Source organism: Salipiger thiooxidans (assembly GCF_900102075.1).
Taxonomy (GTDB): Bacteria; Pseudomonadota; Alphaproteobacteria; order Rhodobacterales; family Rhodobacteraceae; genus Salipiger; species Salipiger thiooxidans.
In genome coordinates, this window is record NZ_FNAV01000008.1 from 124,566 (window position 1) to 145,918 (window position 21,353).

Below are 21,353 nucleotides of genomic sequence, written 5' to 3' on the forward strand. Positions count from 1 at the left end.
CTGGAAAGCTGACATGATCGACCCGCGTGACGTCACCGTAGACCCCTCGAGATCCCGGCCCGACCAGCTTGGTGCGCGCTTCGATGGCGAGGGCACCAATTTCGCGCTGTTCTCGGACCATGCCGAGGCCGTCGAGCTTTGCCTCTTCGACCCCGACGGCCGCGAGGAGCTTGCCCGGATCGAGCTGCCGCGCGCCGAGGGCGGCATATTCTTCGGCTATTGCCCCGATCTCGGGCCCGGTCAGGCCTATGGCTACCGGGTGCACGGGCCGTTCCGGCCCGGGGACGGCATGCGCTTCAACCCCAACAAGCTGCTGCTCGACCCCTACGCCATGGCGATGCGCGGCCACCTGCAGTGGGATGACGCGCTCTACGGCTACCCGGTGGGCGGCTCGGATCTCGACCTCGACCCCCGCGACAGCGCGCCCTTCATGCCCAAGGCGGTGGTGGCCGACCCGGTCTTCGACTGGGAGGCGGACCAGTGCCCCAGCGTGCGCTGGCAGGACATGGTGATCTACGAGGCCCACGTGAAGGGGCTGACCATGCGCCACCCCGGCGTGGTTCAGGCCGACCGCGGCACCTTCCGCGCGCTGGCCTCGGACCCGGTGATCGAGCACCTGCAGAAGATCGGCGTCACCACCATCGAGCTGCTGCCGATCCACGCGATGGCGCAGGACCGGCATCTCGAGGAGCAGGGGCTGCGCAACTACTGGGGTTACAACACGCTGGCCTTCTTCGCGCCAAACCGCAACTACCTTGCGTCCGAGGACGTGCGCGAGGTGCGCGCGGCGGTGAAGCGCTTCCACGCGGCAGGCATCGAGGTCATCCTCGACGTGGTCTACAACCACACCGCCGAGGGCAGCGAGCTGGGCCCGACGCTGTCCTTCAAGGGCATCGACAACGCGAGCTACTACCTGCTTTCGCCCGAGGACCGGCGCCACGGCTTCGACACCACAGGCACCGGCAACACGCTCAACGTCGCGCACCCGATGGTGCTGCGCATGGTGATGGACAGCCTGCGCTACTGGGTCGAGGCCTTCCACGTCGACGGCTTCCGCTTCGACCTCGCCTCGACGCTGGCACGCGCGCCCGACGGCTTCGAGCGCGAGGGCGCCTTCTTCAACGCCATCCGGCAGGATCCGGTGCTGGCCCATGTGAAGCTCATCGCCGAGCCCTGGGACGTGGGCGACGGCGGCTATCAGGTCGGCGGCTTCCCCTGGCCGTTCCGCGAGTGGAACGACAAGTACCGCGACGACGTGCGCGCCTTCTGGCGCCGTGACCCGGGGCTGCTGCCGAGCCTCTCGGAGCGGCTGATGGGCAGCCCGGTGCAGTTCGACCACTCGCACCGGCCCGCGACATCGTCGGTGAACTTCATCGCCGCTCACGACGGCTTCACCATGTGGGACACGGTCTCCTACGACCACAAGCACAACGAGGCCAATGGCGAGGACAACCGCGACGGCCACGACCACAACCTGTCGGACAACATGGGCCACGAGGGCGCGACCGAGGACGCCGGCATCCTCGAGGCGCGGGTGCGGCGGGTGAAGGGCATGCTGGCGACGCTCTTCCTGTCGCACGGGGTGCCGATGCTGCTTGCGGGCGACGAGATGGGCCAGACCCAGGGCGGCAACAACAACGCCTATTGCCAGGACAACGAGACCACCTGGATCGACTGGGAGGCCGCCCGCCCGGAGCTGGTCGAGGCGGTGGCGGCGCTGACCGCGCTGCGCCGGGAGTGGCGCACGCATCTTGCGCCCTACGGCTTCTGGCCGCGCCCGGAGGCCACCGAGACCATCTGGCTGCACCCCGAGGGCCGGGACATGTCGCAGCAGGACTGGCGCGACGGCGGGCTCTTCGCGGTGGGCATGCGGCATCACCAGGAGGAGGGGCCGGACATCCTGGTGCTGGTGAACGCCGGCGAGGACTGCACCTTCACGCTGCCGTCGGGCGGATGGGAGCTGATCCTCGACACCGCGCGCGACCCGGTGGCCTGCGCCGAGGATCCCGGCGCGCGGCTGACGGTCGAGGCGCAGTCGGTGGCTGTGCTGCGGGCGGTGTGAGCCGGTTGTGCCGTTTGAGCGGGTCCGGGATGAGGGTCCGGGGTGGCGCTTGTTGCGAGGTCCGGACCGGGGGTTTCACACCCCCGGACCCCCGTGGAGTTTAGGGGCAAGATGAAGCCCGGGCGTGGCGCCCTCGTGCTGGGGTTGGGTGGTTTCGCTTTGCGTCCGGGTTTGGCCTGGATGGGGCCGGGTTGCGGCGATCTGGTCTGCGGTGAGAGTCAGCCCAGCAGCGCGACGTAGGCTTGCTGGTTGGAGACCAGCGTGTCGTGGTTGCCGATCTCGACGATGCGGCCCGTGTCGAGCACGACGATGCGGTCGGCATGGCGGATGGTCTCGAGCCGGTGGGCGATGATCAGCGTGGTGCGGCCCACCGCCAGCCGGGCGAGCGCCGCCTGCACCTCGCGCTCGGTGGCGCGGTCGAGCGCCGAGGTGGCCTCGTCCAGCAGCAGGATCGGCGGGTTGCGCAGGAACACCCGCGCGATCGCCACGCGCTGGCGCTGGCCGCCCGAGAGCATCACGCCGCGCTCGCCCACCATGGTGTCGAGCCCCTGCGGCAGCTCCGAGACCAGCGTGTCGAGCCGGGCGTTGCGCACCGCCTCGAGGATCTCGTCCTCGCCGGCGTCGAGCTTGCCGTAGGCGATGTTCTCGCGCAGCGTGCCGCCGAACAGGAACACGTCCTGGCTCACCAGCCCGACCTGGCGGCGCAGCGAGGCCAGCGTCATGTCGGTGAGCGCGACGCCGTCGATGCGGATCTCGCCGCCGGTCGGATCGTAGAAGCGCGGCACCAGCGCCATCAGCGTCGACTTGCCGGCGCCCGACGGGCCGACCAGCGCCACGGTTTCGCCCGGGGCGACCTCGAGCGTCACCCCGCGGAGCACGCCGCGGGCGCCGTCGTAGGTGAACTGCACGTCCTCGAAGCGGATGCGGCCGGAGAGCGCGGGGGCGTCCTGCGCGCCGGGGGCGTCGGCGATGTCGGGGCTCTGCGCCAGCAGCTTCTGGTAGCGCTGGAACCCCGCGATGCCGCGCGGATAGGTCTCGACCACCGCGGCGATCTTTTCGAGCGGGCGGAAGAAGACGCCGACCAGCAGCAGGAAGGCCACGTAGTCGCCGGTGCTGAGGCTGCCGCCGAAGACGAAGGCGGCGCCGGCCACCATCACCACCACCTGCACCGAGCGCATCCCCATGTATTGCAGCGCCGAGACCGTCGCCATGATCCGGTAGGCGTCGAGCTTGGTGGCGCGGTAGCGGGCGTTGTCCTCGGCGAAACGGGCGCGCTCGTGGGCCTCGTTGGTGAAGGCCTGCACCACGCGGATGCCGCCGATGCTCTCCTCGAGACGGACGTTGAAGGCGCCGACGCGGGCGTAGATCGCCTGCCAGTTGCGGGTCATCCTGCCGCCGTAGACCCCCAGCAGCCAGGCCATCAGCGGCACCACCACCAGCGTCATGAAGGCGAGCGGCGGGTGCAGCCAGAGCATCAGCGCGAAGGCACCGGCAAAGGTCATGATCGCGATGAACAGATCCTCGGGGCCGTGGTGGGCGACCTCGCCGATTTCCTCGAGATCGCGGGTGACGCGGGCCACCAGCTTGCCGGTCTCGGCGCGGTCGAACCAGCCCCAGCTCAGCCGGGTGAGATGGGCGAAGGCGCGGGCGCGCATCTCGGTCTCGATGTTGATGCCCAGCATGTGGCCCCAGTAGATCACCACCACCATCAGCAGGGCGTTGACGATGTAGACGCCCACGAGCCCGGCGGAGGCCAGCACCGTGAGCCCCCAGTCGCCCTGCGGCAGCAGGTGGTCGATGAAGCCCGCGACCGCGAGCGGGAAGGCGAGCTCGAGCAGGCCCGAGAGCACGGCGCAGCCGAAGTCGAGCCAGAAGAGCCCCATGTGCGGGCGGTAGTAGTCGAAGAACTGGCGGAGCATCGGGTCTCTGACCTTTCAGGTGCGGGCAGGCGGGTGTCAGGCGGCGTGCGTCGGGTGGCGATGGGTGGTGCCAGAGCGATGGCACGCGGGGCGGTCTGTGTCACGCCCCGGCGGGACCGGGGGGCGGCGGATGGGTCGGGGCGCTTCCGGGGAACGCAGCGGGCGCCACGTGGTGCGGTGAGCGGCGCCTGAAACGGCGGAGCGGAGCGCCGCGCAGGAGGGCGCCAAGGGAGCGGAGCGGCCGCTGCAAAATGCGGCGGCCGGGGGGGGGACGGCGCGCCGGGGGTCGTGTCGCGGCAGCGGGGCAGGTCACCACTTCCACGTCAGGCGCGCCTGCACCGTGCGGCCGTCGCCGTAGTAGCAGCCGAAGGAGCCGCAGGTGGCGACATAGGTCTCGTCGAAGAGGTTCGACACGTTGACCGAGAGGCCGAGGTCCTCGGTGATCGCGTAGGAGGCCTGCAGGTCGACCAGCGTGACGTCGTCGAGGTCGTAGCTGTTGGCCGCGTCACCGTAGTGCTCGCCGATGTAGCGCAGGCCGCCGCCGAGCTGCAGCCCCGCCAGCCTGTGCCCCGGCGCGAAATCGTAGTTCAGCCAGAGGCTGGCGTTGTGCTCTGGCGCGTTGGCGAGCTGGTTGCCTTCGTTGTCGCCGTCCAGCACCTCGGTGTCGTTCCAGGTGTACTGGCCGCGCAGGTTCCAGCCCTGCGCGAGGTCGGCCGAGGCCTCGAGCTCGAGCCCGCGCGAGCGGACCTCGCCCTCCTGCCGGAAGTCGCCGACGCCGTTGGCATCGGTGTAGGCCGAGCGCACGTTGGTCTGGCGCAGGTCGTAGAGCGCCGCCGAGAAGAAGCCGTCGAAGCTCAGCGGCTGGTACTTCACGCCCACTTCCCACTGCCGGCCACGGGTCGGCTCGAAGGCCGAGCCGCTGTTGTCGGTGCCGATCTCCGGGTCGAAGGAGGTGGCATAGCTGACGTAGGGCACGAGGCCGTTGGCGAAGAGATAGGACAGCCCGGCGCGGCCGGTGGTGGCCTCGTCGTCCTGGTCGATCCCGGAGCGGTTCACGGTGCCCAGATAGTCGGTGAAGCTGGTGCCCTTCTGGCGGGTCCAGTCGTGGCGCAGCGCGAGGTTGGCGCGCCAGTTGCCGAAGGCCATCTCGTCCTGCACGTAGAGGCCGATCTGCTCGAGCGTCACGTCGGTGGCTTCGAGATACCACGGCTCGCTCAGGTTGGCGCCGTCATGGCGCGGGTTCGAGAAGCTGATGTCGTCGGCATAGAGGAAGCCGGTCCGCTCCTCGACGCCGTAGCGGCGGGCGTCGAGCCCGACCATCAGCCTGTGGTCGACGGTGCCGGTCTGCAGCCGGCCGGTGAGCCGGGCGTCGAGGTTCTGGGAATAGCTGTCCTCGTCGGTGACATTGGCGCCGCGGGTCACGGTGTCGCCGTCGGCCACGCCATTGTTGACGTAGAAGCCGGTGTAGTCCCAGTCGAATTTCTGGTGGCGGAAATTCACGTCGAGGGTCCAGTCCGGGGTCAGCTCCTGGCTCAGGTTGAAGCCGAGGTTGAGCATCTCGCGGTCGCTGTCGTCATCCTTTGGATCGCCGCCGTAGAAACTGCGCAGGTCGTCGTCGTTCTTGTCGCCGATCAGGTCGTAGGGCACGCCCGCGGGCGTGATCGGGCTGTCCTTGAGCCACGAGCCGAGGACTTCGAGCGAGGTGCGCTCGGTCGGCTGCCAGCGGGTGGCAAGGCCGAGGTAGCTGCGGCTGTTGGTAAGCTCTTCCACGTCCTCCTCGGTGTCGCGGGCGACAGCGGTGACGCGGGCGGCGAAACTGTCCGAGAAGGCGTGGTTGTAGTCGACAAAGCCTTCGGTGGCCTTGGGATCGCCCACGCCGACGCCGAACTCGCCGAAGCTGAGGAACTGCGCCCGCTTCTGGATCTGGTTGATGACGCCGCCGGGCGTGCCCGCGCCGTAGAGCGCCGAGGACGGGCCCTTCAGCACCTCGACCCGCTCGAGCGAGTAGATCTCGAAGGCCGGCGCGCCGAAGTCGCGCATCAGGCGCAGGCCGTTCAGGTACTGGGCGTCCGAGCCGTTGAAGCCGCGGATCGTCGGGCTGTCGAAGCGCGGGTCGGTGCCGAAGGGCTGCGCGGTGAGGCCGGCGGTGTAGCCCAGCGTGTCGCCGAGCGTGGTGGCGCCCTGATCCTCGATCTGCTCGCCGGTGATCACCGAGACCGACTGCGGGGTCTCGAGGATGGGGGTGCCGCTCTTGGCGGCGGTAGCGGCGGTGGTGGCGACGTAGCCCGCCACCGGGTCCGAGGGATCGGGGGCCTCGCCTTCGACGTAGAGCGTGCCGAGGTCGTAGAGGTCTGCTGTGGATTGCGCCTGCGCGGCGCAGGTCAGCGCCAGCAGGCTCGCGCCCGTGGCGAGGGCGCTGCGAAGGGGGAGGGTCATGTCACTGTCCGCGTTCTGATGGATTCCCGATGGTTTATCTCGGGATTTGCCGCGTGGCTTGAACGGAACCGGCGGGATTTGAAGGGTCCGGGACAAAACGCTGCCGCCGCCAGTCGCCGGGGCTTTGACCGTGGCGGGCGCGGAAGGCGCGGCTGAGGTGGGCCTGGTCGGCGAACCCGGTGGCGGCGGCGATGTCGGCGAGGCTGCGCCCGGCGTCGGGCATCAGCGCCTGTGCCGCGTCGAGCCGCAGCCCCATGAGCCAGCGCTGAGGCGTCTGCCCGAGGCTTTGACGGAAGCCGCGGGTGAGCCAGCTTTCCGACAGGCCCGCCAGCTCGGCCAGTTCGGCGGTGGGGATGCGCCGCCCCAGCGCCTCGCGGGCATGGGCCTCGAGCCGGCGCAGGATGCGCGGCGGCACGCCCCCGCGGTCGGCGTCGGGGGCGGGGGCGTCGCTGGGGGCGGGCAGGTCGATGACCTCGGCCAGCAGCGCCGACAACAGCCCGTCGGTGGCAAGGTCGGGCCGGCCAGGGTGCTGCACCTCGTCGGCGATCATCGCGGCCAGCGCCTCGATCCGCGCGGCGCTGGCGATCAGCCGCGGGGTGGCGAGGTCGCGCGGGGCGGCCAGCCCGTGCAGCCGCTGCGCCAGCGGGCCCGCGTCGAGATGCAGGTCGAGATGGGCATAGCCGCCGGCCCGGCCGAGCTCGCTCCAGAGCGGGACATGGGCGGGGATGTAGAACACGCCGACGCCATCGCGCCACGGCTCGGTCTCGGAGGTGCGCAGGCGCAGGCTTTCGCCGCCGCCGAGGAAGACCACCAGCCGCGGGTCGGGCGCGCTGTAGAAGCCGCCGCCGCCGGCCTCGCCATGCACATGCCAGACATCGGCGATGACGCCGGGCCAGCGCCGCCACGACAGCGGGCGCAGGGTGCGGATGGCGCGGGTTTCGGCGGTCATGCGGGGCATGAAGGTCATGAAGGACGCTCGCGTGGCAGGCCCGGGGGCAGGGGTAGGGGTGCGGAGGATCGCGGGCGGTGCAAGCTGCTGGCGGGGCATGTGCCGCGCGTGTCTCCGGGACCTGGCGGGCCGGGAGACCGGCTTGCTGAGCATCGCGGATCATGCCGCAAGGCCGCGCGGGGGTCAAGCAGGACAGGGGTTTCGCGGGTCTTGGCGACCGGCGCGGCGGTCGCGTGGACGGTTGGCACGCGGTGGGGGTTGCATTATCCGACTAAATTAGTCAGAGAAAAAGGGCGATGCCAGCCGGGGCGACCCTCGCAAGCTTTTCTTCATGTGTTCACTTGCGGGCGACGTCCCTCTGTCGCCCGCATCTTTCCTGACGAAAGGCCCTGCGATGACAGCGACAGGATCCCACGGCTGCGGCCGTCCGCACCACGGCGGCTATGACGGCATGGGCATCGGGGCGCTCGAACCCCGGATGCTCTGCACCCTCACCGTCGCCCGCTATTTCTTCCAGAGCTTCGCGGTGCCGCAGCTCGAGGGCTGGACCCGCGCCCTGAGCGGGGCGGAACACCTGCTTGGCCGTGACGCGGCCCCGGGGTTTGCCTGCGCGGTGCTGCGGGTGGTGCAGGCGATGCGGCGCAGCCGCAAGAGCGTGTTCCACTTCTCGAACCCCGATTGCAGCAACTGCGCCGCAAGGCTGAGCGGCCACGAGCGGCTGCTGCTGAACGCCCTGCGCGCCACCCTCCAGGACCGCCCCGACAATGCCGAGGGCCACGCCATGCTGCTCTGCGAGGGCAACGATACCTCGGAATTCCTCGAGGAGGTGGAGGCGCTTGCCCGGATGATGGAGGCACGGCCGCACCGCGTCCTCAACTGACGGATCCCGTGGCGGGGCCGCCGCCCGATCCTCCCCGGCGCCGGATGCCGACAGGCTGCCAACCGGCGTATCCCCCCCGCGCGGTCCGGCACCGTGCGGGGGTTTTTGCTTCGCCCCGGGGGGCCTGGCGCTCGCCGCCGCGGCGCGACAGCAGGATCACCGCCAGAAGCAGCACCACAGTCACGCCGACCGGCAGGGACGATACCGCCGCGATGGTCGGGTCGACCTGATCGCGCAGCCCGCTGAACATCCTCTCGGTGAGCGTGGTGTTTTCGCCCCCCGAGATGCAGCTCGGGATTACCACACCGTCGAGCGAGGTGATGAAGGCGAAGAGCGCCCCGAAATCACCGCCGGCCGGATCTGCGGCAGGGTGACGGTGAGAAAGGCCTGCGCCTCGGTGACGCCGAGGTTGCGGGCGGCCTTCTCGAGGTTGAGTCCGAACGGCGCCGGCGCCGGGCTCGTGGTCCCCACGACGAAGAGGATGGCCAGCACCACGACCTGCAGGAGGCGCTGCCGGAGATCCCGCTGCGGTCCGAGCTGATTCACGGCGAGCCCTGTGGCCCGCTCGAGAAGGCAGATCTCGGGCTGCGCCTCGCGGCGAGGCCCCGCGCCGGGCTCGCCATCACGCCGCTGGTGCCCGAGACGGTGATCCTGGTCTGACCCCGGTGCCCTGCGGTCAGTAGACCGGCGGCGACACCACCCAGATCGCCACGGCGGGCTCGGGCCCGTCGTTGCGCCAGCCATAGGCGCGGCCGGAGAACTGGAAGCTGTCGCCCGGGTGCAAATCGAAGCTCTCGCCATCGACGAACAGCGTCAGATGCCCCGAGACCAGCACCGCGCCGTCCTCGCGCCCCGCCCGCGGGCGCATCTCGTCGCGGCTGGCACCGGGGGCGAAGACCGACCGCATCATCTCGAAGGCGCCGTCGAGCGAGGGCGAGAGCAGTTCCTCGACCAGCCCGCTCTCGTCGGAGCCGATGGGCATCCGGTCCTCCTGCCGCAGCACCAGCCCCTGCTCGCGCTCGGCCCGTCCGGCGGAGCGGAAGAAGAACGAGATGGTGAGTCCGAAGAGCGCGGCGATCTTTTCGAGATCGCGGATCGAGGGCTCGGCCTGCCCACGCTCGATCAGGCTGAGCCAGCCCGCCGAGCGGCCGGTCGCCTCGGCCAGCGCCTGAAGCGTCAGGCCGCGCGACTTGCGCAGCGCCCGGATGTCGGTGCCGACCTGTCTGTTCAAACCGCGCGTCCCCGTCGTTCCTGTACGGGCAGACGCTAACGGCTCGCGTCGTTCTGCGCAACATTGTGGCGTTTTTTCCGGCATATCGAATTGTGACTAAAAAAATAAATTCAAATTTTAGGTGGCTGTGGAATGGTGCGGGTATCGAATCCCCGCCGGGCGCAGATGCACTCCGGCCAAGTCGAAGGATCCCCGCAGATGGTTGCCATCCCCTCCAAGGCCCGCGTCGTCATCATCGGCGGCGGCGTCTCGGGCTGCTCGGTCGCCTATCACCTCGCCAGGCTCGGCTGGACCGATATCGTGCTGCTCGAGCGCAAGCAGCTCACCTCGGGCACCACGTGGCACGCGGCGGGGCTCATCGGGCAGCTGCAGCCGAGCCAGAACCGCACACGGCTGGCCAAGTATTCCGCCGACCTCTACGCCCGGCTTGAGGAAGAGACCGGGCTCGCCACCGGCTTCCGGCAATGCGGCTCGATGACCGTGGCGCTGAGCGAGGAGCGCCGGGAAGAGATCTTCCGGCTGGCGGCGCAGGCCCGTGCCTTCGGCGTCGAGGTCAACGAGCTGACACCGGACGAGGTGCTGAGGCTCTATCCGCATCTCAACCCCGACGGCGTGGTGGCGGGCGTTCACCTGCCGATGGACGGGCAGGCCGATCCGGGCAACATCGCGCTGGCGCTGGCCAAGGGCGCCCGTCAGAACGGCGCGCTGATCGCCGAGCGGGTCAAGGTCACCCGCGTGACCGAGGCGGACGGCCGCGTCACCGGGGTCGATTACGAACAGGACGGCGCGCCGGGCCACATCACCGCCGAGCACGTGGTCAACTGCGGCGGCATGTGGGGGCGCGAGCTTGCGGCGCAGAACGGCGTGACCCTGCCGCTGCACGCCTGCGAGCATTTCTACATCGTCACCGAGGGCATCCCCGGCCTTTCCCGGCTGCCGGTGCTGCGGGTGCCGGAGGAATGCGCCTATTACAAGGAGGATGCGGGCAAGATCCTGCTGGGGGCCTTCGAGCCCAAGGCCAAGCCCTGGGGCATGGACGGCATCCCCGAAACCTTCGAGTTCGACCAGCTGCCCGAGGATTTCGACCATTTCGAGCCCATCCTCGAGGCGGCGGTCAACCGGATGCCGATGCTGGCCGAGGCGGGCATCCACACCTTCTTCAACGGCCCCGAGAGCTTTACCCCAGACGACCGCTACTATCTTGGCGAGGCGCCGGAGCTGAAGAACTACTGGGTGGCGGCGGGCTACAACTCTATCGGCATCATCTCCTCGGGCGGGGCCGGCATGGCGCTGTCGCAGTGGATGGACAGCGGCGAGCCGCCCTTCGATCTGTGGGAGGTCGATATCCGCCGCGCCCAGCCGTTCCAGCGCAACCGCCGCTACCTCAGGGAGCGGGTGACCGAGACTCTGGGGCTGCTCTATGCCGACCATTTCCCCTACCGGCAAATGGCCTCGGCGCGGGGGGTGCGGCGCTCGGTGCTGCACGATCAGCTGAAGGCCCGCGGCGCGGTCTTTGGCGAGGTGGCGGGCCACGAGCGCGCCAACTGGTTCGCCGAGCCGGGGCAGGAGCCCGAGTATCGCTACAGCTGGAAGCGGCAAAACTGGTTTGCCAACCAGCGCGCCGAGCACATGGCGCTGCGCGACGGCGTCGGGCTGCTCGACATGAGCAGCTTCGGCAAGATCCGCGTCGAGGGGCGCGATGCGCTGTCCTTCCTGCAGACGGTCTGCGCCAACGACATGGACGTGGCGGCGGGGCGCATCGTCTACACCCAGATGCTGAACGCGCGCGGCGGCATCGAGTGCGACCTGACGGTGACGCGGCTTTCCGAGACGGCGTTCTTCCTCGTGGTGCCGGGCGCGACGCTGCAGCGCGACCTCGCGTGGCTCCGGCGGCACGTGGGCGAGGGCTTTGTCGTCATCACCGACGTAAGCGCGGCCGAGACGGTGCTGCCGCTCATGGGTCCCAAATCGCGTGAGCTGCTGTCGCGGGCATCACCCGCCGATTTCGGCAACGAGCCGCATCCGTTCGGCATGGCGCGCGAGATCGAGATCGGCATGGGCCTCGCCCGTGCCCACCGGGTGACCTACGTGGGCGAGCTTGGCTGGGAGCTGTATGTCGGCACCGATCAGGCCGCGCATGTCTTCGAGACGCTGCTCGAGGCGGGCGAGGATCTCGGGCTGAAGCTCTGCGGGCTGCACGCCATGGACAGCTGCCGCATCGAGAAGGGCTACCGCCATTTCGGCCACGACATCACCGACGAGGACCACGTGCTCGAGGCCGGGCTCGGGTTTGCGGTGAAGACCGGCAAGGGCGCGTTCATCGGGCGCGAGGCGGTGCTGCGCAAGCGCGAGGAGGGGCTGTCGCGGCGGCTGGTGCAGTTTCGGCTGAAGGACCCCGAGCCGCTGCTCTTCCACAACGAGCCGGTGCTGCGCGACGGGAAGATCGTCGGGCACGTGACCTCGGGCAACTACGGCCACACGCTCGGCGGCGCCATCGGGCTGGGCTACGTGCCTTGCCGGACGCCCGGCGAGCCCGCCGCCGAGATGCTGGCGTCCAGCTATGCCATCGAGGTGGCGGGTCAGGTCTTCGAGGCCGATGCAAGCCTGCGGCCGATGTACGACCCGGCCTCCGAGCGCGTGAAGCTCTGAGCGTCCGAACCGGCGCCCCCGGAACTGACGTCCGGGCGCGCCTGAGGCGCGTCTATTCCGCCGCGGTGCCGTAGGCCACGTTGCGCCCGCCGTAGCGCCGCACCCGCAGGTTGGCCTGTTCGGCGTGGCCGACGAAGCCTTCGAGCATGCAGAGCCGCGAACAGTACTCGCCGATCTCCGCCGCCGCCGCGTCGGTGGTGACCTTCTGGTAGGAGTGGGTCTTGAGGAACTTGCCGACCCAGAGCCCGCCGGTGTAGCGCCCCGCCTTCCTGGTCGGCAGCGTGTGGTTGGTGCCGATCACCTTGTCACCGTTGGCGACATTGGTGCGCGGCCCGAGGAACAGCGCGCCGTAGCAGGTCATGTTCTCGAGGTACCAGTCGTCGCGGTCGGTCATCACCTGCACGTGCTCGGAGGCGATGTCGTCGGCCACCGCCAGCATCTCGTCGTAGCTGTCGCAGAGGATGACCTCGCCGTAATCCTCCCAGCTCTTGCGGGCGGTCTCGGCGGTGGGAAGGATCGAGAGGATGCGCTCGACCTCGGCCAGCGTTGCGGTGGCGAGGCTTTCCGAGTTGGTCACCAGCACCGCGGGCGAGTTGTAGCCGTGCTCGGCCTGCCCGAGCAGGTCGGTGGCGCACATCTCGGCGTCTACGGTGTCGTCGGCGATCACCATGGTCTCGGTCGGTCCGGCGAAGAGGTCGATGCCGACGCGCCCGAAGAGCTGGCGCTTGGCTTCGGCGACGAAGGCGTTGCCGGGACCCACCAGCATGTGCACCGGCTCCATGGTCTCGGTGCCGATGGCCATGGCGCCGATGGCCTGGATGCCGCCCAGCACGTGGATCTCGTGGGCGCCGCCGAAATGCATCGCCGCGATCACGCCGGGGTTTGGCTTGCCCTTGAAGGGCGGGGTGCAGGCGACGATGCGGGGCACGCCGGCCACCGCGGCGGTCAGCACCGACATGTGCGCCGAGGCCACCATCGGGAACTTGCCGCCGGGCACGTAGCAGCCCACCGACTGCACCGGGATGTTGCGGTGGCCGAGGATCACGCCGGGCAGGGTCTCGATCTCGATGTCGAGCATCGACGCCCGCTGCGCCTCGGCGAAGGCGCGGACCTGGGCCTGGGCGAAGTGGATGTCCTCGATCTCGCGCGGGGTGAGCTGGGCGATCAGCGCGTCGATCTCGTCCTGGCTGAGGCGGAAGCTCTGCGGTGCGTAACCGTCGAATGTCTCGCTCAGCTCGCGCACGGCGACGTCGCCGCGTGACTCGATGTCCTTCAGCGTGGCCTCGACCGTGGCGCGCACCTTCTCGTCGTCCTCGTTGCGCAGATCGGCCGGGCGGCCCGTCTTGAGATGGCGGATGGCCATGTCGTCTCCTCCGTTGGGGTATGACGCATGGAAGACCCTGCGCGGGTCCGGCTGCAATATTTCAGCGAAAAACTGAAAATCTTTCATGACCTGCGTTTTGCTGTAGGCTTCGGGTCGAATCGGAGGAGAGATGCCCAAGGTCACGGCGAAACTGGTGGCAGAGCGGGCCGGCGTGTCGGTCGCGGCGGTGAGTCGCGCCTTTCAGCCGGGCGCGCCGCTGGCGCCCGAAAAGCGCGCGCTGGTGTTGCGTATCGCGCAGGAGCTCGGCTACGTGCCGCCCGCCGCGCGCAGCCTCAGCCAGCTCGGGACGCGGAGCGTGAGCCTCGTCGCGGGCGATCTCACGAACCCGTTCTACTCGGGCGTGCTCGAACTGCTGTCGCAGGAACTGCACAAGCGCGGGCGGCGGCTGACCCTGCACGCGGTGCCCCCGGGCGAGACCGTGGACGTGGCGATGGAGCAGGTGCTGGGCTATCGCGCCGACGCCGCTATCGTGACCTCAGCGCACATGTCCTCCGAGCTGGTGCGCCGCTGCCGCGAGGCCAACCTGCCGGTGGTGCTGCTGAACCGGGTGCAGCCCGACAGCCGGATGACCGCGGTGACCTGCGACAACCACGCGGGCGGGCGGCTGATCGCGGCGCGGTTCCTGACGTCGGGTCGGCAGCGCATCGGGCACATGACCGGGGTCCCCGACACCTCGACCCATATCGAGCGGTCGCGCGGGTTCCTCGACCGGCTGGCCGAGGCTGACCGCGTGCCCGTCGTCAGTGCCTGCGGCGGCTTCTCCTACGCCGGTGCTATGGAGGCGGCGGCCGATATGCTCGACGGCGGCCCGCGGCCCGACGCGGTGTTCTGCGAGAACGACGTCATGGCGCTGGCGCTGATCGATGCGGCGCGGGCGCGGGGGCTGCGGGTGCCCGAGGATCTGGCGGTGATCGGCTTTGACGATATCCCGATGGCGGGGTGGCAATCCTACCGGCTGACCACCGTGCGCCAGCCGATCCGCCGCATGGTGGCCGAGGCGCTGACCCTGATCGAGCAGCTGCAGAGCGACGGCGCGGGCTGCGGCGCGATCCGGGTGCTGCCCGTCGACCTCGTTGCCCGCGACACCGGCTAGAGCGGCGGCCTAGCGCAGGCCGCGCCGGCGCTCCTCGAGCGTGGCGGCGGCCGAGAGGATGTGCACCCGCATCGCCGCCTGCGCCAGCGGCCCGTCGCGCAGACGGAAGGCGCGCATGAGCAGCCGGTGGTCGCCGTCGCTGCGTGCCGTGTCCTCGTCCGAGAACTGCCGGTAGGTCATCGTCAGGATCGCAAGGTCGGTCAGCTGGGTGACGATCTTCTCTGCATGCGCCACGCCCGAGATCCGCAGGATCCGCATGTGCAGCGTCCGGTTCAGGCCGCTGCGCAAGGCGGCGTCGTCGCTGGCCTCCATGCCGTCGCAGAGCTGCTCGAGCTCCAGCAGGTCATGGGCGGTGATGCGCTCGGCGCAGCGATAGGCGGCGGTGCCCTCGATGTCGGCGCGCACCTCGAAGCTGCTGTTGACCTCGTCGGGATTCCAGCGCCGCACCATGGCGCCCGCGTGGGGCCGCACCTCGATGTAGCCGTCGGCGGCGAGGTTGCGCAGCGCCTCGCGGACCGGGGTGCGGCTGACGCCGAGCTCGGCGGCGAGCGCCGCCTCTCCCAGCTTGTCGCCCGAGCGCAGCGCCCCCGAGATGATGCCGTCGCGCACGTGCAGATAGACCCGCGCCACGTTGGTGCCCTCGGTCAGGTGGGCGGGAAGGTCGGGAAGGTAATCCTCCATCGCGGGCGCTCCGTGCTCATGAAAATTTTTCACTCCCTGTATGCTGCATTGACGAGATGTATGCAATGATGCTGAAAAGACGCCAGAGGAGACCAATAATCAGCATCGTTGTATGCAATAAGGGAGGAAAGCAATGACCTACACACGCAGAACACTGCTGCGCACCGCACTGGCCGCGCCGGCGGTGCTCGGGCTCGGGACGCTGGGGGCGAACGCCTATCCTGCGCGCAAGCTGTCGCTGGTGGTGCCGTTCGACGCGGGTGGCTCGGCGGACCGCATGGCGCGCGCCATCGCGCAGTTCCTGCCCTCGGAGCTCGGCGAGACGCCGGTCACCGTGGTGAACCGCTCGGGCGGTTCGGGCGCGCTGGGGCACAGCTGGTTCGTGCGCCAGCCCGACGACGGCAGCTTCGCGCTGGTCTCGCCGGTGAACCCCTACCTGATCTCGAACGTCCTGCGCGGGCAGGGCGGCCTGAACTGGGAGGACTTCCACCACATCAACGGCCAGTGGCAGGATTACTACGCCGTCTTCGTGAACAACGAGCAGCCCTACCAGACAATGGCCGAGCTGGTGGCCGACATCCGCGACAACCCCGGCAAGGTGAGCTGCGCCATCATCCCCGGCGACGGCGGCCACATCTCGGCGCTGATCCTGCTCGAGACACTGGGCATCCCCGAGACCAACGTGAACTGGGTGACCTATGACGGTGGCGGGCCGATGCGCACCGCGATCGCCGGCAACCAGGTGACGATGACCTTCACCGCGGCACTCGGCAGCAACGTCATCAAGGATCAGGTCCGCGCGCTCGCCGTCTACCGCAACGAGCCCGATCCCGACCGCTGGGACGCGCCGGTGATCAACGAGGCGCTGACCGAGCTCGGCGTCGAGGTGCCGGTGCTGGCCGCCGACCTGCGCTGCCTCTCGGTGCAGTCGAGCTTTGTCGAGAAGCACCCGGACGTCTATGAAGAGCTGGTCGCGGCCTACAAGCGGATGCTCGAGCGCGACGACTTCAAGGCGTTCATCGCCGAGGGCCAGATCGGCGGCGACTGGCTGGGCCCCGAGGCGACCGCGGCCTCGCTCCAGCAGAGCTACGACGTGTTCTCGCGCTACATCTCGCAGATGTAATCCGATGAACCTGACTGCGAACAGAGCGGGCCATTTCGGCCTGCTCGCCCTTCTTGCAGGCTTCACCCTGTGGTTCACCGCCTCCGCGTGGGAGGCGGACGCGACCCTGGTGAACATGATCCTGATTGGTCCGGTCGCGTTCCTGGCGCTGGGGCTGATCGCCGCCATCGGCATCGGCCTGCTGCTGAACCCCGAACGCGATGCCGAGCCCGCAGAGCCCGCCGAGACCGACACGTTCCGCGAGCGCTGGGGCGTGGCCATCGGCTGCCTTGCGCTGGCGCTCTACGTGCTCAGCCTCGAGACCATCGGCTTCGACGTGGCGGGCGTGATCTTCTGCGCCGCCTGCATGGTGCTCATGGGGCGCCGCAACTGGCTGGTGATCGCGGCTTATTCGCTCTTCGTGGGGCTTGCCCCCGTCTGGATCCTCGAGGGTCCGATGGGCATCCCCGTCCACACGCTGATCCTGGAGTAGACCGATGCTGGACCTCGCCGCCATCTGGGATGCCTTCGGCATGCTCTTCGCGATGCCCATGGCCTGGGTCGTGGTGCCGCTGGGGCTGCTGATCGGGCTGGTCTTCGGCGCCGTGCCGGGGCTCTCGGTGCCCATCGCCATGGCCGTCTTCCTGCCGATGACGCTCTACATGGAGTTCACCGAGGCCATCCTCTTCCTCACCGCGATCTTCACCGGCGGCGGCTTCGGCGGCTCGATCCCGGCGATCCTGATGAACGTGCCCGGCACCTCGGCCGCCATCGCCACCTGTTTCGACGGCCACCCGATGGTGCGCCGGGGCGAGCACAACCGCGCGCTCGGCCTCGCGCTCGGCGCCTCGACGGTGGGTACGGCGGTGGGCTACCTGCTGCTCTTTCTGGTGCTCGAGCCGATCTCGGGCTTCGTGCTCCGGCTGGGCCCTTCCGAGCTGTTCCTCGTCGCCGTCATCGGCCTGCTGCTGATCGGGCTGATGACCGACGGGCGCTTCGCCCGGGCGGTGGTCGCGGGCTGCATCGGCGTGCTGCTGTCGCTCATCGGCATGAGCAGCGCCGGCATCGAGCGCGGCACCTTCGGCAGCATCTACCTGCTCGACGGAATCGACGCCAACGCCGCCATCATCGGCATCTTCGCCGCCTCCGAGCTGTTCCGGCTGGTCAAGCACGACTACCTCGTCGAGGCGCAGGACAAGCGGTCGGTGTCGATCCGCGAGATCGCCCGCGGCTTCGCCGACATCCGCCACAACCTGCCGACGCTGGGCCGCGGCTCGCTGCTTGGCGCGGGGCTGGGCGTGATCCCGGGCATCGGTTCGTCGATCGCCAACCTCGTGAGCTACACCATCACCAAGCAGCTCTCGAAGGAGCCCGAGAGCTTCGGCAAGGGCAACCCGAACGGCGTGGTCGCGGCAGAATCCGCCAATTCCTCGTCCGAGGGCGGCTCGATGGTGGGCCTGCTCGCGCTCGGCATCCCGTCAAGCGCCGCCACCGCGATCATGCTCTCGGCCTTCTCGATGCACAACATCACCGGCGGGCCGCGCTTCATCTCGGACCAGAAGGATGTGGTCTACGCGATCATCGCGGGCAACCTGATCCAGGCGGTGATGCTGGGCATCATCGGGCTGCTCTTCATCCGCATGATCGTCTACCTCGTGCGGGTGCCGCTCAGCTACCTGCTGCCGCCCATCGTGATCTGCACCGTGCTGGGCAGCTACGCGCTGACCTCGAGCCTCTCGGGGCCGGTCACGCTGGTCGCCTTCTCGTTCCTCGGCGTGGTGCTGAAGCGCTACAACTACTCGGTGGTGGCGACCGTCATCGGCCTGCTGCTGGGCCTGATGATGGAGGGCAACCTCGTGCGGACCTGGCAGCTCGGCGGCTCGAGCCTCAGCCCGATGTTCACCCGCCCGGTCTCGCTCGTGCTGATCGCGCTGATTGTCGCCTCGGTGGCGCTGGCGCTCTGGGTCACGGCCCGCCGCAAATCCTCGCAACCCTTTAGGCAAACCGGCGAACCGCACCGCGGCGACGCCTGATCCCAAGAACGGAGACAAGACACATGGCTGACGCAAGACTGAAGCAGGCCATCGCCAAGAAGGAATTCGTCGTCGCCCCGGGCGTCTTCGACCTGATCTCGGCGCTGATGGCGAACTCGATGGACTTCAAGGCGCTCTACGTTACCGGCTACGGCACCGTGGCCTCGTATCTCGGCGTGCCCGATGCCGGCATCGCCACCTACCGCGACATGCTCGAGCGCATCGCGCAGATCTGCAAGCGCACCGAGCTGCCGGTCATCGCCGACGCCGACACCGGCTACGGCGGGCTTCTGAACGTGCGCACTACCGTCGAGGGCTACGAGGCGGCGGGCGTCACCGCGATGCAGATGGAGGACCAGGAGTTCCCCAAGAAATGCGGTCACACGCCGTTCCGCAAGGTGATCCCCACCAGCGAGATGCAGCGCAAGATCGAGGTCGCCGCCAAGGCGCGCAAGTCCGACGACTTCCTGATCATCGCCCGCACCGACAGCCGCACCTCGCTCGGCATCGACGAGGCCATCGCCCGCGGCAAGGCCTATGCCGAGGCCGGCGCCGACGTGGTCTTCATCGAGAGCCCCGAGTCCGAGGTCGAGATGCTGGCCGTGGCCGAGGCGGTGAAGGCGCCGCTCTTTGCCAACATGGTCAACGGCGGACGCACGCCGCTGCTCTCCGCCGACCGGCTGGCCGAGATGGGCTATTCCATCGCCATCCACCCGGCGGTCGGCTTCCTCGCGGTGACGCGGGCGCTTCAGAAGGCCTATGGCGACCTGCTGGCCCATGGCGAGACCACCGACGCGGTGGACCTCTATTCCTTCGCCGAGATGAACAAGCTGCTGGGCTTCGAGGACATCTGGTCCTTCGAAAAGGAATGGGCCGAGGCCGTCTGATGACAATCCTGCCCCCCGAGCGGCCCAGGACGCTCTATGCAAAGCTCTGGGACAGCCACGTGGTGCGCGAACGCGAGGACGGCTCCACGCTGCTCTATGTCGACCGCCACCTGCTGCACGAGGTCTCGACCCCGCAGAGCTTCGTGGCACTGGACCGCCGGGGGCTGCGCCCGCACCGGCCTGCGGCCAATCTCGCGGTGCCGGACCACGCGGTGCCAACCCGGGGTCGCGACAAGCCCATCGCCGATCCGATGGCGCGGGCCCAGACCGCGCGGCTGGTCGAGAACGTCGACAGGCACGGCATCCCCTTCATTCCGCTCAGCGATGCGCGGCAGGGGATCGTGCACGTGGTGGGACCCGAGCAGGGCTTCACCCTGCCGGGGATCACTTTGGCCTGCGGCGACAGCCATACCTCGACCCACGGCGCCTTCGGGGCGCTTGCCTTCGGGGTGGGGGCCTCGGAGTGCGGCATCGTCATGGCGGCGCAGGCGCTGGCACAGCGCCGGGCCCGGACCATGGTGGTGCGGGTCGAGGGCACACCCGGGCCCGGCGTCACCGCCAAGGACCTCGCGCTTGCGCTGATCGCGCAGCTGGGGGCCAACGGCGCGGCGGGCCACGCCATCGAGTACCAGGGCGCGGCGATCCGCGCGCTGTCGATGGAGGCGCGCATGACGCTCTGCAACATGGCCATCGAGGCCGGCGCCCGGGTGGCGCTGATCGCCCCCGACGAAACCACCTTCGCCTTCCTCGAGGGGCGTCCCATGGCGCCCAAAGGCCCGGAATGGGACGCGGCGGTGGCCTACTGGCGCACGCTGCCCTCGGACGAGGGCGCGCTTTACGACCGCGAAGTCGTGCTCGATGCGGGCAAGGTGGCGCCCTTCGTGACCTGGGGCACCTCGCCCGAGGACGCCATCGCCATCGACGCCGCCGTGCCCGATCCCGAGGCCGTCGCCGATCCGGCCCGCGCCGGGCGGCTGCGCAAAGCCATCGCCTACATGGGGCTCGAGGCGGGCCGGCCCATCGCCGGCACCCGCATCGACACGGTGTTCATCGGCTCCTGCACCAACGGCCGGCTTGCCGACCTGCGGGCGGCGGCGCAGGTGGTCCGGGGCCGCAGTGTCGCGCCGGGGGTGCGGGCGCTGGTGGTGCCGGGCTCGGGGCTGGTCAAGGCGCAGGCCGAGGCCGAGGGGCTCGACCTCGTGTTCACCGAAGCCGGGTTCGAATGGCGCGAGGCGGGCTGTTCGATGTGCGTCGCGATGAACGGCGACAGGCTGGAGCCGGGGCAGCGCAGCGCCTCGACCTCGAACCGCAATTTCGAAGGGCGTCAGGGCCGGGGCGGGCGCACGCACCTGCTCTCGCCCGCGATGGCGGCAGCGGCGGCGGTGACCGGCGCGCTGACCGACGTCCGAACGCTGGAGGCCATGGCATGAGCGCACCGCTGATCCGACTCGAGACCCGGGCGATCTCGCTGCCCGAGACCAACACCGACACCGACATCATCTTCCCGGCGCGTTTCCTCTTGAAGATCGACCGCGACGGCATGGACGAGTGCCTGTTCCGCGACCGCCGCGTCGGGCCTGAGGGCGAGGCGCTCGACCACCCGTTCGACGACCCCGCGCTGCGCGACGCGCAGGTGCTGGTGGCGGGGCCGGGCTTCGGCTGCGGTTCCTCGCGCGAGCAGGCGGTCTGGGCGCTGGTCGACTGGGGCATCCGCGTGGTCATCGCGCCGGATTTCGGCGACATCTTCGCGGGCAACGCCGCCAAGAACGGTCTGCTCTGCGTGCGCCTGCCCGCCGATACCTGCCGCACGCTGGCGGCGCGGGCGGACGCGGGCGCGCGCTTCGGCGTGGATCTGCCCGCGCGGGTGCTGACGGTGGACGGTGCGCGGGTGGCAGGTCTCGACCTTTCCGACGCGGCGGTGCAGGCTTTCGGCGAAGGCTGGGACGAGATCGACGTGATCCTCAACCGCGAGATCGACGAGATCCGGCGCTTCGAGGACGATCACCGCGCCCGCCAGCCGTGGCTGTTTGCCTGAGGCGGGCAACCG

General features: G+C 69.5%; 17 protein-coding genes. 10 read left to right on the forward strand and 7 right to left on the reverse strand.

The features are described from left to right. Positions 1 to 13 precede the first annotated feature (13 nt). Positions 14 to 2,062, forward strand: a complete 2,049-nt coding sequence (gene glgX / locus BLQ77_RS13485; RefSeq protein WP_089959967.1) for a glycogen debranching protein GlgX — start codon at positions 14 to 16, stop codon at positions 2,060 to 2,062. A gap of 218 nt (positions 2,063 to 2,280) precedes the next feature. Here glgX and BLQ77_RS13490 read toward each other — a convergent pair whose 3' ends face one another. The 3 genes from BLQ77_RS13490 to BLQ77_RS13500 form a co-directional block, all read right to left on the reverse strand. Then, entirely contained in the window at positions 2,281 to 3,981 is a 1,701-nt protein-coding gene (locus tag BLQ77_RS13490) for an ABC transporter ATP-binding protein (protein WP_089959969.1), read from the reverse strand. 309 nt (positions 3,982 to 4,290) lie between these two features. Further along, positions 4,291 to 6,417 (reverse strand): TonB-dependent siderophore receptor, encoded by a 2,127-nt coding sequence (locus tag BLQ77_RS13495; RefSeq protein ID WP_089959972.1) that lies wholly within the window; start codon positions 6,415 to 6,417, stop codon positions 4,291 to 4,293. A gap of 34 nt (positions 6,418 to 6,451) precedes the next feature. Further along, complete coding sequence (locus BLQ77_RS13500) at positions 6,452 to 7,384, reverse strand: helix-turn-helix domain-containing protein (protein ID WP_089959975.1); 933 nt, start codon at positions 7,382 to 7,384, stop codon at positions 6,452 to 6,454. A 376-nt stretch (positions 7,385 to 7,760) separates the two neighbouring features. On the opposite strand from BLQ77_RS13500, the gene BLQ77_RS13505 reads away from it, so the two are divergent. Further along, the gene (locus BLQ77_RS13505; protein WP_242661724.1) at positions 7,761 to 8,246 is read left to right on the forward strand and encodes a hypothetical protein; all 486 of its coding nucleotides are present in this window, start codon (positions 7,761 to 7,763) and stop codon (positions 8,244 to 8,246) included. 297 nt (positions 8,247 to 8,543) lie between these two features. Here the strand turns inward: BLQ77_RS13505 and BLQ77_RS13510 are convergent, their stop codons facing one another. After that, on the reverse strand, positions 8,544 to 8,792 hold the full coding sequence (locus BLQ77_RS13510; RefSeq protein WP_089959981.1) for an ABC transporter permease subunit: 249 nt from the start codon (positions 8,790 to 8,792) through the stop codon (positions 8,544 to 8,546). Between the two features lie 130 nt (positions 8,793 to 8,922). Next, a complete protein-coding gene (locus BLQ77_RS13515; protein WP_089959983.1) occupies positions 8,923 to 9,477 on the reverse strand; it encodes a helix-turn-helix domain-containing protein in 555 nt (184 codons plus the stop codon). 198 nt (positions 9,478 to 9,675) lie between these two features. Here BLQ77_RS13515 and BLQ77_RS13520 point away from each other — a divergent pair, with 198 nt between their 5' ends. Further along, positions 9,676 to 12,126 carry a GcvT family protein gene (locus BLQ77_RS13520; protein WP_089959986.1) on the forward strand — a complete coding sequence of 817 codons (2,451 nt, stop codon included), beginning with the start codon at positions 9,676 to 9,678 and terminating at the stop codon, positions 12,124 to 12,126. 52 nt (positions 12,127 to 12,178) lie between these two features. On the opposite strand, the gene hisD is transcribed toward BLQ77_RS13520, so the two are convergent. Next, positions 12,179 to 13,489, reverse strand: a complete 1,311-nt coding sequence (gene hisD / locus BLQ77_RS13525) for a histidinol dehydrogenase (RefSeq protein ID WP_089959988.1) — start codon at positions 13,487 to 13,489, stop codon at positions 12,179 to 12,181. A gap of 130 nt (positions 13,490 to 13,619) precedes the next feature. Here hisD and BLQ77_RS13530 point away from each other — a divergent pair, with 130 nt between their 5' ends. Next, positions 13,620 to 14,603, forward strand: coding sequence for a LacI family DNA-binding transcriptional regulator (locus BLQ77_RS13530; RefSeq protein WP_089959991.1), 984 nt, complete (start codon positions 13,620 to 13,622; stop codon positions 14,601 to 14,603). Positions 14,604 to 14,612: 9 nt separating this feature from the next. Here the strand turns inward: BLQ77_RS13530 and BLQ77_RS13535 are convergent, their stop codons facing one another. Continuing rightward, on the reverse strand, positions 14,613 to 15,284 hold the full coding sequence (locus tag BLQ77_RS13535; RefSeq protein WP_089959992.1) for a GntR family transcriptional regulator: 672 nt from the start codon (positions 15,282 to 15,284) through the stop codon (positions 14,613 to 14,615). Positions 15,285 to 15,417: 133 nt separating this feature from the next. On the opposite strand from BLQ77_RS13535, the gene BLQ77_RS13540 reads away from it, so the two are divergent. The 6 genes from BLQ77_RS13540 to leuD are packed head-to-tail and all read left to right on the forward strand — an operon-like array spanning position 15,418 to position 21,341. Next, positions 15,418 to 16,407, forward strand: a complete 990-nt coding sequence (locus BLQ77_RS13540; RefSeq protein ID WP_008887735.1) for a Bug family tripartite tricarboxylate transporter substrate binding protein — start codon at positions 15,418 to 15,420, stop codon at positions 16,405 to 16,407. Between the two features lie 4 nt (positions 16,408 to 16,411). Continuing rightward, positions 16,412 to 16,879, forward strand: a complete 468-nt coding sequence (locus BLQ77_RS13545; RefSeq protein WP_089959993.1) for a tripartite tricarboxylate transporter TctB family protein — start codon at positions 16,412 to 16,414, stop codon at positions 16,877 to 16,879. Positions 16,880 to 16,883: 4 nt separating this feature from the next. After that, entirely contained in the window at positions 16,884 to 18,419 is a 1,536-nt protein-coding gene (locus BLQ77_RS13550; RefSeq protein WP_089959996.1) for a tripartite tricarboxylate transporter permease, read from the forward strand. A gap of 23 nt (positions 18,420 to 18,442) precedes the next feature. Next, on the forward strand, positions 18,443 to 19,306 hold the full coding sequence (locus BLQ77_RS13555) for an isocitrate lyase/PEP mutase family protein (RefSeq protein ID WP_089959998.1): 864 nt from the start codon (positions 18,443 to 18,445) through the stop codon (positions 19,304 to 19,306). Beyond that, positions 19,306 to 20,736, forward strand: a complete 1,431-nt coding sequence (gene leuC, locus BLQ77_RS13560; protein WP_089959999.1) for a 3-isopropylmalate dehydratase large subunit — start codon at positions 19,306 to 19,308, stop codon at positions 20,734 to 20,736. Before BLQ77_RS13555 ends, leuC begins: the two co-directional genes overlap by 1 nt. Further along, entirely contained in the window at positions 20,733 to 21,341 is a 609-nt protein-coding gene (gene leuD / locus BLQ77_RS13565) for a 3-isopropylmalate dehydratase small subunit (RefSeq protein WP_089960000.1), read from the forward strand. Before leuC ends, leuD begins: the two co-directional genes overlap by 4 nt. Positions 21,342 to 21,353: the final 12 nt, after the last annotated feature.

What these genes read in the sequence shown, in the direction of transcription:
- glgX (WP_089959967.1), top strand. Translation starts at nt 14, where the DNA reads ATGATCGACCCGCGTGACGTCACCGTAGACCCCTCGAGATCCCGGCCC.
- BLQ77_RS13490 (WP_089959969.1), bottom strand. Translation starts at nt 3,981, where the DNA reads ATGCTCCGCCAGTTCTTCGACTACTACCGCCCGCACATGGGGCTCTTC.
- BLQ77_RS13495 (WP_089959972.1), bottom strand. Translation starts at nt 6,417, where the DNA reads ATGACCCTCCCCCTTCGCAGCGCCCTCGCCACGGGCGCGAGCCTGCTG.
- BLQ77_RS13500 (WP_089959975.1), bottom strand. Translation starts at nt 7,384, where the DNA reads ATGACCTTCATGCCCCGCATGACCGCCGAAACCCGCGCCATCCGCACC.
- BLQ77_RS13505 (WP_242661724.1), top strand. Translation starts at nt 7,761, where the DNA reads ATGACAGCGACAGGATCCCACGGCTGCGGCCGTCCGCACCACGGCGGC.
- BLQ77_RS13520 (WP_089959986.1), top strand. Translation starts at nt 9,676, where the DNA reads ATGGTTGCCATCCCCTCCAAGGCCCGCGTCGTCATCATCGGCGGCGGC.
- hisD (WP_089959988.1), bottom strand. Translation starts at nt 13,489, where the DNA reads ATGGCCATCCGCCATCTCAAGACGGGCCGCCCGGCCGATCTGCGCAAC.
- BLQ77_RS13530 (WP_089959991.1), top strand. Translation starts at nt 13,620, where the DNA reads ATGCCCAAGGTCACGGCGAAACTGGTGGCAGAGCGGGCCGGCGTGTCG.
- BLQ77_RS13535 (WP_089959992.1), bottom strand. Translation starts at nt 15,284, where the DNA reads ATGGAGGATTACCTTCCCGACCTTCCCGCCCACCTGACCGAGGGCACC.
- BLQ77_RS13540 (WP_008887735.1), top strand. Translation starts at nt 15,418, where the DNA reads ATGACCTACACACGCAGAACACTGCTGCGCACCGCACTGGCCGCGCCG.
- BLQ77_RS13545 (WP_089959993.1), top strand. Translation starts at nt 16,412, where the DNA reads ATGAACCTGACTGCGAACAGAGCGGGCCATTTCGGCCTGCTCGCCCTT.
- BLQ77_RS13550 (WP_089959996.1), top strand. Translation starts at nt 16,884, where the DNA reads ATGCTGGACCTCGCCGCCATCTGGGATGCCTTCGGCATGCTCTTCGCG.
- BLQ77_RS13555 (WP_089959998.1), top strand. Translation starts at nt 18,443, where the DNA reads ATGGCTGACGCAAGACTGAAGCAGGCCATCGCCAAGAAGGAATTCGTC.
- leuC (WP_089959999.1), top strand. Translation starts at nt 19,306, where the DNA reads ATGACAATCCTGCCCCCCGAGCGGCCCAGGACGCTCTATGCAAAGCTC.
- leuD (WP_089960000.1), top strand. Translation starts at nt 20,733, where the DNA reads ATGAGCGCACCGCTGATCCGACTCGAGACCCGGGCGATCTCGCTGCCC.